This window comes from Myxococcus sp. CA033 (assembly GCF_013336625.1).
In the GTDB taxonomy this organism is placed as follows: Bacteria; Myxococcota; Myxococcia; order Myxococcales; family Myxococcaceae; genus Myxococcus; species Myxococcus llanfairpwllgwyngyllgogerychwyrndrobwllllantysiliogogogochensis.
In genome coordinates, this window is sequence record NZ_JABUMU010000001.1 from 634,764 (window position 1) to 647,805 (window position 13,042).

At 67.9% G+C, this 13,042-nt stretch carries 12 protein-coding genes; 8 read left to right on the forward strand and 4 right to left on the reverse strand.

Annotated features, from left to right (window positions below; translation table 11 throughout):
* Positions 1-348 precede the first annotated feature (348 nt).
* Positions 349-885: an AAA family ATPase gene (locus tag HUA78_RS02440; protein ID WP_141642742.1), complete on the reverse strand. Its 537-nt coding sequence runs from the start codon at positions 883-885 to the stop codon at positions 349-351.
* 178 nt (positions 886-1,063) lie between these two features.
* On the opposite strand from HUA78_RS02440, the gene HUA78_RS02445 reads away from it, so the two are divergent.
* Complete coding sequence (locus HUA78_RS02445; RefSeq protein WP_174475580.1) at positions 1,064-1,675, forward strand: hypothetical protein; 612 nt, start codon at positions 1,064-1,066, stop codon at positions 1,673-1,675.
* A 24-nt stretch (positions 1,676-1,699) separates the two neighbouring features.
* On the opposite strand, the gene HUA78_RS02450 is transcribed toward HUA78_RS02445, so the two are convergent.
* Complete coding sequence (locus tag HUA78_RS02450) at positions 1,700-3,079, reverse strand: DUF2254 domain-containing protein (protein WP_174475581.1); 1,380 nt, start codon at positions 3,077-3,079, stop codon at positions 1,700-1,702.
* 688 nt (positions 3,080-3,767) lie between these two features.
* Here HUA78_RS02450 and HUA78_RS02455 point away from each other — a divergent pair.
* The 3 genes from HUA78_RS02455 (at position 3,768) to HUA78_RS02465 (ending at position 8,685) form a co-directional block, all read left to right on the forward strand.
* A complete protein-coding gene (locus HUA78_RS02455; protein WP_141642745.1) occupies positions 3,768-4,217 on the forward strand; it encodes a hypothetical protein in 450 nt (149 codons plus the stop codon).
* 26 nt (positions 4,218-4,243) lie between these two features.
* Positions 4,244-4,669: a DoxX family protein gene (locus tag HUA78_RS02460; RefSeq protein WP_174475582.1), complete on the forward strand. Its 426-nt coding sequence runs from the start codon at positions 4,244-4,246 to the stop codon at positions 4,667-4,669.
* A gap of 95 nt (positions 4,670-4,764) precedes the next feature.
* Entirely contained in the window at positions 4,765-8,685 is a 3,921-nt protein-coding gene (locus HUA78_RS02465; protein ID WP_217442325.1) for a tetratricopeptide repeat protein, read from the forward strand.
* 75 nt (positions 8,686-8,760) lie between these two features.
* Here HUA78_RS02465 and HUA78_RS02470 read toward each other — a convergent pair whose 3' ends face one another.
* Together HUA78_RS02470 and HUA78_RS02475 are read right to left on the reverse strand one after the other, a co-directional pair.
* Positions 8,761-9,132, reverse strand: coding sequence for a cupin domain-containing protein (locus HUA78_RS02470; RefSeq protein WP_141642748.1), 372 nt, complete (start codon positions 9,130-9,132; stop codon positions 8,761-8,763).
* A 201-nt stretch (positions 9,133-9,333) separates the two neighbouring features.
* Entirely contained in the window at positions 9,334-9,540 is a 207-nt protein-coding gene (locus tag HUA78_RS02475; protein WP_141642749.1) for a cold-shock protein, read from the reverse strand.
* A gap of 356 nt (positions 9,541-9,896) precedes the next feature.
* Here HUA78_RS02475 and HUA78_RS02480 point away from each other — a divergent pair, with 356 nt between their 5' ends.
* Genes HUA78_RS02480 through HUA78_RS02495 form a run of 4 tightly spaced genes read left to right on the forward strand, consistent with a single transcriptional unit; the run spans position 9,897 to position 12,980 of the window.
* Entirely contained in the window at positions 9,897-10,412 is a 516-nt protein-coding gene (locus tag HUA78_RS02480) for a periplasmic heavy metal sensor (protein ID WP_174475584.1), read from the forward strand.
* Between the two features lie 41 nt (positions 10,413-10,453).
* On the forward strand, positions 10,454-10,687 hold the full coding sequence (locus HUA78_RS02485) for a hypothetical protein (RefSeq protein ID WP_141642751.1): 234 nt from the start codon (positions 10,454-10,456) through the stop codon (positions 10,685-10,687).
* A gap of 14 nt (positions 10,688-10,701) precedes the next feature.
* Positions 10,702-11,382: a response regulator transcription factor gene (locus HUA78_RS02490; RefSeq protein WP_141642752.1), complete on the forward strand. Its 681-nt coding sequence runs from the start codon at positions 10,702-10,704 to the stop codon at positions 11,380-11,382.
* Positions 11,382-12,980, forward strand: coding sequence for an ATP-binding protein (locus HUA78_RS02495; RefSeq protein WP_254623527.1), 1,599 nt, complete (start codon positions 11,382-11,384; stop codon positions 12,978-12,980). The genes HUA78_RS02490 and HUA78_RS02495 overlap by 1 nt, the downstream gene beginning before the upstream one ends.
* Positions 12,981-13,042: the final 62 nt, after the last annotated feature.

Here is a 13,042-nt window from a genome sequence, read left to right on the forward strand (position 1 = left end):
GACGGACCCGGAGCGAGCCGACGAGCTCTCGCGTCAGGGGCTGCCCAGGGGATGCGAACTACTCCGGGGAGTTCCGAGGAAGTCCGTGGGTCAAGGACAGACTCCTGGGCCACCCGCCACGAGGAGGTTCTTGGGGGGACTCAACACGTCTGACGGGGCACGCCCGGACGTCGTTGTTCCCCAGCCAGGCACATCGGAGTCAGCACGGGCAGGGCCGCCCCTCAGCAGGGCCGCCTTCACGACGCATCGCAACCACTCCACCTTGACCACGTCAGCGCTCTCTTCGGCCCCTGCGAGCGACACTTTAACGGCAGGTCACATGCGTCAGTCAACAGGAGCGTCTCATTATCAATCTGCTTCAGAGAGGTGCGCGAGCACCTGTTTCGCACGCGCTCTCGGAGAACCTTCGACCTCGAGCACCTCCACTTCGAAGCCGTGAGCATCCTCGAGGAGGAGGTCCTTCAACTTCTCGTCGACAGCCAGACGCAGCGCCTTGTCGTCCGAGGCGGAGAGCGAGACCCGGTCCGGGCGCTCGATGCCGACGAGGACGATCAAATCCAACTTCTGGAGCGCGCCGCGTACGCGCGGGAGCCACGCATCGAGGTCGAACGCGTCGCTGTCCTCGTGGGCCAACAGGTATCCGATGAAGTCCACCGGACATCGGTCGAACAACACGTCGCGGGTGCCCTCCTCCAGGTTGTCGATGGAGCGCGCGAGCTGCGCTTCGAAATCCTCGACCGACGGGGTCTCCGCGAACGCGTACCCCTCCTCCTCCATCTGGTGGTACGGCTCATCCACCGTCACGTAGGTGGGGAGGAGGTCGGACAACTCCTCGATGAGGGTGGACTTCCCCGCGCGATGAGTCCCGGAGATGGCGATTCGCATGCATCAGCGCTCTAACAGTCGGCCCCCCGCGACGTCAGCACGGAACGAACGGGTGGCCGGGCATGGGCACACCTGCAACTTTCGTTGCGCGGGAAATAGACCTCCGGGGTTCCCTGAACGCGGGGCAGCAAGGCCGGCAGTGATGTCTCGCGTTTCGTCCCCTTGAAAGGGAGCCCAGATGCTGCGTTCGCGCCTCTTGATGGCGGTTGCCCTGCTGGCACTCAGTGCGTGTGGTGAGAGTGATTCCAAGTCCCCGGAGGAGCCGGGGTACGTGGAACCTCCGGACGACAACCAGCCCGACCATCGTCCCAACGTCACGGGCACGTATGACGTCACGGGGACCCTGGGCACCGAGCTGAATGGTCGCACGGACTTCACCCCCATCCGGGATGTCGTCCGAATCGACGCCACCCACAGCGTCCGCAGCAGGGTGCATGTCCATCTCAACGACATGAACTGTGGCACCGGCATCCTCGCGACGATGACGAGCGAGACCACCTTCACCATCAACGAGGGCTCCTGCCCGCTTCCTCCTGAACGCGGCTGCACGTCCATGATGAGATTCAACGGAGGCAGCGGCTCCCGGCCCGTGAATGGCGCCCTCCAGCTCGGACTCCAGGGACAACTCGAGGTGCGGTGCGGCTCCCAGTCCGCCAGCGCGCGCCTCTCCCTCGACGTCTCCGGTTCCCGCACGGGCCAGGACCTCCCGGACACACGGGCCCAGGTGCTCGCCATGGGCGCGGACCTGGCCAGCGCCCTGCGTCGACTCGGGGAAGACGTACGGCCCTGAGCCGTCCGCCACCCACCCGAGGGACTAGAAGGCGAGCATCGGAACCGGAGGCATGCCGCCCCCTTCCATCAAGCGCTCCATCGCCACACCATGGCGTCGGACTTCCGGGAGGTCCGGCATGCCCACCTGGGCACGCTCCGCCTCGGCCTGGATGAGGTGCAGGGCGTCCCGCACCGCCTGCCGCGTCTCCTCCGTCGTGGCGCGCTGGCCGACCTCTCCCGCCAGGCGCTGCAGGCGGAGCACCACCATGGGCTCGCCAGCGCCGTAGCGGAGGATCTGCCGGGTGGCGAGCGACAGGTAGTCGCGGAACGTGGCCGCGCGGAGGAACACCCGTGGGCGCCCCGAGGAATCCGCGAGCACGCGCGGCCCCAGTCGCATCGGCTCCAGCGCGCACAGCAGGAAGGTGAGCTGATCCACCACCTCCAGGGCCGTATAGGGGTCGTTGACGGCGGGTGAGAGAGCCTTGACGGCCATGTCCACGAGCTGCCGCATGCACAGCGCCACATCCGAGCCCTGCTCGCGCCAGCGGCCCAGCAGGATGGCCTTCTCCAGATGAGGGAAGACCTCGGGCCGTCCTGGCGCCACCCGCCCCAGCACCGCGCCCCACGTCACGGGCTCGCCGATGGCCACGTCCACATGCACCTCGAGTCCCCGCGCCTCGGCCCACGACAAGAGCGAGGCCCCGTCCACGTCCACGACAAAGCCTTGTCCGTGAGCCCGGAACACGACGGTGTCTTGAGAGGACGTCCGCGCCGGCTGGGGCGGCTCCACGTCGTGCCTCCGGCGCCGCGCCAGCGCGCGGGCGCCGTCCAACGCATCCTGGCGGATCTGCCGGACGATGTTCTCCACGCGCATCAACTGGAAGGTGTTGAGGACATGGAACACCAGCGCCGCCTCACAGAGGATGAGCAGCACCATGGCCATGCCGAGCGCGGGCCGCGGATACCGTCCATCGGTGGGCGTGAACCCCAGCATCTCCGTCGCCACGAGGCAGAAGATGCTCGTGGAGATGAAGATGGGAATGATGAAGCGGATGCCCGGGCCCCGCAGGTACATGCGCAGCAAGCGTGGCGAGTACTGCGCGGCGGCGTTCTGGACCACGATCATGGACAGCGACAGCACGACACTCAGCGAGGTCAGGACGATGCCCAGCACCGTGGAGAGCATGGTCCGGGCTTCGACCACAGAGGCATCCCACGCCACGCCCCGCAAAACGGGCGAGAGCCCCGAAGGAGGCCGCACCAGCACCACGCCCATGAGGCCGCCCAGCAGCGCGCCCACGATGGGCATCCACCAGAGTGACTGGCGCAACCACCAGCGGCTCCGGTGGAAGTCGTGGGCCGCCACGAGCCTCGGGGCAGGCAGCCTTTCGAGCCCGTGTCCGAACGTCCGTGCGCCCGCCATGTGCCGCGCCTCCGCCCTGGGGCCTCGCGTCGCACGCCCTGGATGAAGGTGGAAGCACGGACAGGCCCCAGCAATGCACGGGGGCCCTGCGGCCCGGCGCGGCCTCGGACGTCCGTTCGCGGTGCTCGCATTCGACCGAGGGGTTCTCGTGGCGGCATGGGATGATTCCATCTGGAATCAACGGCAAACGACCACTGGCCAACTCGGACCCCGCCCCAAGTACGACGGCGCTTAATTCACAGACACCGGGGCGTATTCCTATCTGCGTCTGAAATTCAGGACCCTGCAGACGCGGAACGAAGTGGAGGAGGCCATGAGAGTCGTGGAGCCGCGTCGTCATGCCTTGTGGGTCGTGCGTGCGTTCCAGGATGGCGCACGTGCGAGGTCCGTTGTTGTGACGGCGACGTGGCCAGTTCCTACCAGGTATGCGGCAACGGCCGCGACGGGGCCCAGGGCAGGTGCTCGAACCACGGCGGCGTCAGGCGCATTCGCCGGTCGCCGTAGGGCCATCAGACGCCCCCGCCCGGACACGCACGCCCGGGCGGGTTCCTGTTTGTCCTGGAGCATGCCTCGCGCCATCCTGAGCGGCTCTCGCCTCCGCCCCACAAGAGGCACTGGAAGCGCGCTCTGCTAGGCTTCACGGCGCCAGCGCCGGAGGCACGAATTTCATCGGAGACGAGCGACACGCATGACTTCACTGGCATCCTTCTATCGTGATGTGCCGCTCACCGGGATCTTCCTCTTCGGGTTCTGCCCTTCCGGCTTCGCGGTGGGCTACCTCATCCTGCTGACGTGGCTGCGCGACCGAAAGCTGCGCGAGCTGCGCTTCGCGTGGGGACTCGTGGGACTCATCATCCTCGTCAACCCCTGGATGCAGGCAGCAGTGCTGGAGCCCATCAACTCGGCGCGGGTGGATGCACTGGTGGAACGGGCACGGCAAGCGGCGCTGGAAGGGCGCACACAGGCCGAAGTCGAGCGAGTCCTTGGACTCCCCTCCAGCATCAGTGTGCCCTCGTCGGGCCCCACCGTTACATGGGAGTACGAGCCCTTGCCGTTCTACCTTCTGGGGGGACGTCTCCAGGTCTTCTTCAACCGCGATGCCCATCCCCGCGTCGTGGGCTGGGAGCGCGATTGGTAGCACCAGAGCAGAACCCGAGGAATTCCATGACCACGGCGATCACCGGCAGCACGAGTCCATCCAAGACGCTCCCCGCCAGTCTGTGGCTCGTTCAGGCACTCCTGGGAATCCTCTTCGCCGGCACCGGCCTCTGGAAGCTCCTGACGCCAGTCGCAGCGCTCGCCGCGATGATTCCGTGGGCAGGTCAGGTTCCGGTGGCGTTCCTGTATGCAACCGCTCTGTTCGACCTGCTCGGCGGGATTGGCGTCGTCCTGCCGTCGCTCACTCGAATCAAACCGGGCCTGACAGTCCTCGCCGCGCTGGGCTGCGCGGCGCTCCAGGCCTCCGCCATCCTCTTCCACCTCTCACGCGGAGAGGCCGCGAATACACCCTTCAACTTCCTGCTCGTCGGCCTCTCGCTCTTCGTCGCCTGGGGGCGACGCTCCCGAGCCCCCATCCAGCCTCGGAGTTGACGGACCTTGAAGTGGCGCGGCCTTGCGCCGCAAGGCGCTCTGGGACACGCTGTACTCCCCATACAGATGCCATCGGGTTGAAATACCCGCCATTGATGACTGAAAACGACGAGGCGAATGTCGGCGTGAGCCTCCTCTCATTGCACAGCCGAAAGAACCCACTCAGCGAGCTGTGGCGCGCGATGCGCCAGTCCCCAGTGGGCATTCTCGTTCACGGACCTGCGGGTATCGGCAAGACCACGCTGGTCCGCGCCTTCTTGCACGGGCTGTCGACGAAGGAGAAGCTCCGCGAGAAGGCGTTCTGGTTCGACTTCAGCGACATCCGCAGCGCCGAGCACGTCATCAACCCGTTCGTGGTGGAGTTCCAGGACCACGACGCACTGTCGCAACCGATGGGCGCCAAGGTCATCGTGTCGCGGCAGTTGAAGCGCAAGCCACACGTCGTGGTCTGGGACCAGTTCGAGTCCACGCGAGGGTTGCTTCCCGCCGAGGACCGGGCGTGGCTCAAGCGGTTCCTGGAGCAACTGCGGGGCGGCAAGACCCGGGTGCTCATCATCAGCCACGATGAAGAGAAGTGGCTCGACGAGTCGCGCGTCACCCGAATCCGCCTGGATGGCCTGCCGGAAGAGGAGCGATGGCGCTTTCGATCCACCCTTCTTCGCGCCCCCGTCGGGACACCGGACCAGAGGACCCCGGACGAAGTCGCACTGATGGAGGCAATGGAGGGCCATCCGTTGATGATGCGGATGGCCCTGCCCCACCTGGAGGACCCGGAAGCAGCGGTCCTCTTGAAGACCCTGCGTGAGGCGAGCGCCGGGCCGGGACTCGATGGGGACGCATCCCTCGCGAAGGTGGTGGCCACGCTGCGACTCTTCACCGCGAGGCTGCCCGAGGACCTGCGCTCGCTGCTCGTGCCGCTCGGCCTGCATGAGCGCTTCGCGGAGTCCGCGGACATCGTCCGGATGGGGGCGTCGGTCCCCGGGGGCCGCGACTCCGAACAGGTCGAGCGGCTCTTCGGGCTCCTCGCCATCGCGGGGCTGGTGTCCCCACACAAGCCGGGCGTCCATGCGCTCCAGCCCGTCCTCACCCGGTACTTGCGAACACGCGCCGGTGAGAACCGGGAGGACTGGGAGCGGGCGTTCGTCGAACGGATGGGGCAGGTCGCAAGCCAGGTCAAACCCTGGTCGCTCGACGAGCAACGCGACCCCTTCTTCGTCCACGGCGCCAACTTCCACCATGCCTTGGAGCTCGCCAAGGCGCACGGGTTGGCGGCGATGCGCTCGACGCTGACCCAGGCGCTCACCCGCCATGCCCTGAACCTGGGCGACCTCGCCGAGGCTGAGCGGCTGTCCAAGGACCTGCTGGAATGGGCCTCCGAACGCGATGAGGCGGGGATGGCGGTCGCCCTCCATCTGCTCGGGAGGCTCGCCCACGCGCGCAGTCGGCTCGATGCGGCCAAGACGTTGTTCCTCCAGGCGCTCGTCCTCGAAGAGAAGCAGGGCAACGAACTCAGCGCCGGCAACACCTGTCACCAGCTCGGAAAGCTTGCCCGGGTGCGCGAGAACTTCGAGGCGTCCGAGCAATGGTTCCGCAAGTCAGTCGCCCTCCTGGAAAGGCAGGGCGACGCGTACGGCACCGCGAGGACCTGCCATCAGCTCGGGAGGCTCGCGGAGAAGCGGAGTGACTTCGAGGCGGCCGAGACGTGGTTTCGCAAGGAGTTCGCAGTCGAGGGAAAGCCAGACGGCGAAGCAAGTACCGTGGCGACCTACCACCAGTTCGGAGATGCCGCCCTGGAGCAACGAGACCTCGACGCAGCCAAGGCCTGGTATCTCAAGGCGCTGGCGCTCGAAGAGAAGCAAGGCCACGCGAACGACAACGGCCGCCTCTACCACCTGCTCGCGGATATCTCGAAGGAGAAGGAGGACTTCAAGGAGGCCGAGACCTGGCTCCTCAAGGCGCTCGCCATCGAGGAGCAGAACCCCGACACGGACGGCCTGGACCAGACCTGCTTCTGGCTCGGCGGCGTCGCCGAGAAGCTGTGCGACTTCGTGGCGGCCGAGGCGTGGTACCTCAAGTCGCTCGCCATCAGAGTGGCTCGGGGAGACAAGCGCGGAGAGGGCAGTCTTTATGGCTCCCTCTCCAGGCTCGCGGAGAAGCGGCGGGACTTCGGGGCGGCCGAGACGTGGCACCGCAAGGAGCGCTCTTGCAACGGAGCGCAAGGCACGGCCGACTTCTACCATTCGCTCGGGAGCACCGCCGAGGACCGTCGGGACTACGAGGCGGCGGAGGCCTGGTACCTCAAGGCCCTCGCCGACGCGCAAGCGCGGGGCGACGAGTCCCTCGCCGAGAGCACCTACTACCTGCTCGGGGACCTGGCCCGGAAGCGCAAGGACTTCGAAGCGGCCGAGGCGTGGTACCTCAAACAGCTCGGCATCCTCGAGAAGACAAGCGAGCTGCACAGCACCGTCTACGCCTACTACCAGATTGGGAAGGTGGCACGGTCGAGGAAAGACCTCGACGCGGCCGAGATCTGGTTCCGCAAGGCACTGGCCCTCGAGGAGAAACAGGGCAACGCCTACGACGACGCCACCTACAAACTGCTCGCGGAGGTCGCCGAAGCACAGAAGGACTTCGAGGAGGCGGAGACGTGGTACCTCAAGGCGCTCGCCCTCGTGGAAGCGGAGGGCGACGAGGCCAGCACCGCCACGTACTGCCACCAACTCGGGAGGGTGGTCTGGGCGCAGAGAGACCTCGAGGTCGCCGAGGCGTGGTTCCTCAAATCGCTCGCCCTGGATGAGCTGCGGGGCGAGGAGCGCACCCTCGCGGGCACCGCCTATCAACTGGGGAGGCTCGCCCACGAGCAGCGGAACTTCGAAGCGGCCGAGGCGTGGTACCGCAAGTCGGTGGCCATCGAGGAGAGACTGGGCGACGAGCACGACGCGGCCATCAGCTATACCCAGCTCGGCATCGTCGCGAGCAAGCGGAGGAACTTCGAGGCCGCCCAGACGTGCTACCGCAAGGCACTCGCCCTCTACCAGCGCCTGGGCGATGAGCGCGGCATGGCCACCCTGTATTCGCGGCTCGCCACCCTGGCCCGTGCGCGGCGGAACTTCGCGGCGGCCGAGGCGTGGTACCTCCCGCTGCTCGCCATCCGGGAGAAGCAAGGCGACGAGGACGCGGTGCTCCATACCTGCGAGCAGCTCGCGACGGTGACGGAGGACCGGGAGGACTTCGCGGCGGCCGAGACGTGGCTCCTCAAGGTGCTCGCCCTCGAAGAGAAACACGAGTACGTGCACGACGCGGCCAACACCTGTTCCGACCTGGGAAGGGTCGCCCTCAACCGGGAGGACTTCGAGGCGGCTCAATCCTGGTACCTGAAGGCGCTCGCGAGCCAGGAGAAGCAGGGTGACGAGAACGCGGTGGCTCGAACATGCACCAAGCTCGGGAGAGTTGCTCGGGAGCGGCAGGACTTCGAGGAGACCGAGGCGTGGTACCGCAAGGCGCTCGCCATCGACGAGAAGCGGGGCCACCAGCGGGACGTGGCGAGCGGCTACTTCCGGCTCGGGGCGAATGCCCGGAGGCGGAAGGACTTCGCGGCGGCCCAGACGTGGTTCCTCCAGGCGCTCGCCCTCGACGAGAAGCTGGGAAGCGAGGACCACGCGGCCATGGTCTGCCACCGGCTCGGGGGGCTCGCCCGGGAGCAGCGGGAGTTCGAGGCAGCACGGACGTGGTACCTCAAGGCGCTCGCCCTCCGGGAGAAGCTTGGCAAACGGCGCGTCTCCACTGAAACCCGCCTCCAGTTGGGCATCCTGGAGCTGGAGTGCGGGCAGAGGGAGGAGTCGGCCTCATGGCTCGTCCAGGCCGCCACGGGCTTCGTGCGCGACCGGGAGCCCGAGCTGTTGGGGGATGCGACCGCGGACTTCGCGCGGCTGCTGACCGAAACACCCGAGGCGCTCCGCGCACGACTTCGCGAGATGTGGACCCGCGCCAGGCTTCCGCCCCTTCGCGACACCTGAGCTGGCATCGACGGGGTCACCGCCCGCCTCCATCGCGAGTGGCGACCCCGTCGACTCCCGACCTCGCGAAACCCCTCAGGCCTTCGCGGGCTTCTTCTCCTTCTCCGCGCCCTCGTCACGGCCATGCACCGCCGCGGGAGGACTGGTGGCCTCCACCGCGGAGAACGTCTCGAGAATCTTGTACGTGTGGCTGGAGCCTCGCGGCACGAGCCACGAGTCACCGGGGTTGAGCAGGATGACCTGCCCCTCCAGGTGCAGCTCCGCGCGGCCCTTCAGCACGAAGCCCACCGTCTCATAGTCGCGAGGGGACGCGGGCCGGGGCTCCCCGGGTGGCTCGTCCTCCCACAGCCGCATGGACACTCGTACGCCGGAGGCCAGGTACTTCTGCCCCATGTCTCCCCGGGGCGAGTGCCGGCTCTCCACCTTCTTCACGCTGGTATCCCCCATGCCTCGGTCTCCTTCGCCCTCGGGCGTCAGGCGGCGGGTGCGCCGCGCTCAGCCATGAAGGTAAGGAAGGGGGCGAGTCCCGACGTGGCCCGCACGGGCGCTCGCCTGCTCGACGGGCCTGTTCGCACCAAAGACGAAGGCCCAGCCTTCCCTATGGGAAGACCGGGCCTCGGGCTCACTCAAGGGTGGCCAGGAATGACGCTAGCCGTTGTAAGCGCGAACGTTCTGGGCCTGCAGCCCCTTGGGGCCACGGGTCACCTCGAACTCCACCCGCTGACCCTCCTGGAGGGTGCGGAAGCCATCCATATTGATGGCCGTGTGGTGGCAGAACACGTCTTCGCCGCCCTCTTGAGCGATGAAGCCGAAACCCTTGGCGTCGTTGAACCACTTCACAGTACCGATTGCCATGTGACCTTCTTCTTTCTGCTAGACGGCGACCCGGGACCAGCCGGACCACCAGTGCGGGGCGGACATCGCTCCGACACTGCCGCGACAATCTACCTCCCGGTTTCCTTTGTCCACCCGACCTCCGCCCAGCGGGCAGGCGGCCGTCGACCAGAGGACAATCCGAGAGGCTGAAAATCGCTCGGGAGATGAACAGGCCACATTCGCCTCTTCATCCCGAACACGCCGAACCCGCACCGGGCCCTTCACGTTTCTTCATGCGGCTCCGGCGCGCCCTTCACACCCGTTTTCTACCTTCCTGCCCATCAAACCCGGTGCGCGCCCTACTTCGGGCCCGCACTCTTGAAGGAGCAGGACCCATGTTCGGATTCTTGTTGGGTACCGCGTGCCTCGCCGGCCTCGTCTACACGGTGAAGGGTGGTCGTCGCTGGCATCACCACGCTCACAGGCGCGGCAGCCGGTTTGGCTGGCGGATGAGGCTGCGCTGGCTGTTCGAGCGGCTGGAGACGTCCCCCGGTCAGGAGAAGGTCATCATCCAGGCCACCGAGGAGGTGACGGAGGCCTTCGACAAGCTGCGCGATGAGGTGGGCCCCAGCCGTTCGGCCCTGGGCAACGCGCTGCGCGGCGAGCACTTCGATGGCGCCGCGCTGCGCGAGCTGTTCACGCGGCACGACGTGGCGCTGGAGAACGCCCGTCGCTCACTCCAGGGCGCGCTCTCGCAGGTGCATGAAGCGCTGGATGCGCGCCAGCGGCGCGAGCTGGCGGACATGCTCGAGCACGGCTGGGGCCATGGCTGGCGCGGCGGCCCGGGCTGGCACGGGCGTCACTGCGGCGGGCGTGGCGGCTTTCGCGGCGACGACCAGCGGATGGTGTGAGCCGCTCCCCTTCCCCGAACAAACGTCAGAGGAACTCCGCCATGCGCCGTCGCCTGCTCATCGTCCTGCTCGCCCTGGGCACCCTCGGAGGCTATGCCTCCGGCTTCGCCAGCATCGCCCGCCACCGCCGCCACTGCCATGCTGGCGGGTGGGCGGAGCGCTGGGATTCTCGAGGGCCCTGGGGCAACTCGCCCACGTTCCACTCGGCCGCCCCCGCGCAGCCCGAGTCGCCGTCTTCCTCAACGGCCCAGGCCCCCGCGCCGGGGCCGCGCTAGACTCCACTCCGTCCATGTCCACACGTGTCCTGCTCATCGACGATGATTCCCGCCTCTACGAACTGCTCGCGCAGTACCTGGGGCAAAACGGCGTCAACGTCACCCATGCCGCCGACGGTGGTCGAGGGCTCGCGGCGCTGGAGGCCAGCGCCTACGACGCGGTGCTGCTCGACGTGATGATGCCGGGCATGGACGGCCTGGAGGTGTGCAAGCGCATCCGCGCCAAGAGCCGCATTCCCGTCGTCATGCTCACCGCGAAGGGCGATGAGACGGACCGCGTGGTGGGGCTGGAGCTGGGCGCGGACGACTACCTCCCCAAGCCCTTCAGTCCGCGTGAGCTGCTGGCCCGCCTGCGCGCGGTGCTGCGCCGCTCGCAGCCCTCGTCGGTGGCGGACCGACTGGAGGCGGGAGGGTTGTCCATCGACGTCGCCGGGCGCGAGGTGCGCGCGGAAGGAAAGCTGGTGGACCTCACGGGGCTGGAGTTCGACCTGCTGGTGGCGCTGGTGCGCCGGGCCGGGCGGGTCATCCCCCGCGACGCGCTGCTGGGTGAAGCGGGCCGCAGCGACACGGTGGTGGGCGAGCGCACGGTGGACGTGCACATCTCGCATCTGCGCCAGAAGCTGGGCGACGTGGGCTCCCGGCTCATCAAGACGGTGCGCGGCGTGGGCTACGTCTTCGCCAAAGAGGGACTCTGATGGGCCGCCGCGACGGCAAGCGAGGCCGAGGGCCCTGGAATCAGAAGGACCCGTGCGAACCCTCCTGGGGTCCGGAGTCGGACGACCCCGACGCCATCGCGCGGTGGCTGCAGGGGGAACGCGAAGGCGCGTGCCCGCCCCAGGGAGAGTGGACCCAGGCCGACAAGGACGATGGCAAGGAGGCGAAGGACCGCCGCCGAGGTCCGTTCTCCAACCCCCTGGAAGCGTGGGAGGCACATCACCGCCGCGCGCATCTCCACTGGAAGCGCCAGCAGCGCGCGCACTGGCGGCACCACTACTGGGGCATGAGCCGGCTCGGGCACTTCGTGCGCTCACGCCTGCATCGGCGGCTGTTCCTGTGGTTCGGCCTGAGCATCATCATGACGGGCGTCGTGGTGGCCACGGTGTTCAGCCTGGTGGGTGGCAACACGTGGAAGCAGGAGATGATGCGGCTGAAGGACTTCGCGAGCCACCGCTTCGAGGAGGTGTGGAGCGAGCCCGCGCGGCGAGACGCCCTGGCGCAGTCCTTCGCGAAGGACCTGGACATCGAAGTGGAGGTGACGGACGCGAGCGGCAAGCTGCTCGTGCTGGCGGGTGGGTTGTGCAAACACGCTGAGTTCACCCTCCCCGTCGTGCGCGCGGGCACGACCCTGGGACAGGTGCGCGTCTGCAACGGGCTGGCGCGCGGCAAGACTCCGTTGAAGGTGATGCTGCCGTTGCTCGCGGCGTGTCTCATGCTTTGGATGGCGTCCGGGAAGATGGCGCGAAGGCTCGCCAAGCCCGTGGATGCGCTGGTGCAGGCCACCGAGGCGCTGGGCGCGGGACGGCTCAACGCGCGCGCGGAGGTCCTCCCGCATGCGACGGGGGAGTTCACCGTGCTCGCCGTCGCCTTCAACCACATGGCGGGGCGCATCGAGAAACAGGTGGCGGACCAGCGGGAGCTGCTCGCGGCGGTGTCCCATGAGCTGCGCACACCCCTGGCTCGGCTGCGCGTGCTGACGGAGCTGCTGCGCGACGGCGGTGGCAATCCCAAGACGCTGGACCAGGTGGACCGCGAGGTGGTGGAGCTGGACGCGTTGGTGGGCGAGCTGCTCGCAAGCTCACGGCTGGACTTCGGTCAGCTCACGCCTCGCGTTCTGGATGGGCGCACGCTCGCGACCCAGGCGATGGAGCGCGCGGGGCTCGCGCTGGAGATGCTCGACGTGGATGCGCCGGAGACGGGGCTGGTGGGAGACGCGACGCTGTTGGGGCGCGCGTTGGCCAACCTCCTCGACAACGCCCGGCGGCATGGGGGGGGCGTGGAGAAGCTGCGGGTACAGGAGCAGGGAGAGCACCTCGCGTTCTGCGTCGAGGACCGGGGTCCAGGACTCCAGCCGGGCGAGGAGACTCGCATCTTCCAGCCCTTCTACCGGAAGGACCGGGGTGGCGAAGCGCGCGAGGCGGGCTCGCTGGGCCTGGGGCTCGCGCTGGTGCAGCGCATTGCCCGGGCACACGGCGGAGAGACGTTCGCGGAGAATCGCGAAGGCGGCGGCGCGCGCGTGGGCTTCACGGTGAAGAAGGCGGGGCCACCGGACGCCATCGAGCGGCCGGCGGCGTAGGTAGACCCAGGGGAGTGGCTCCCCGCTCGAAGGCACGGGGCTCTTTCTTCGCGGCTTCCCCG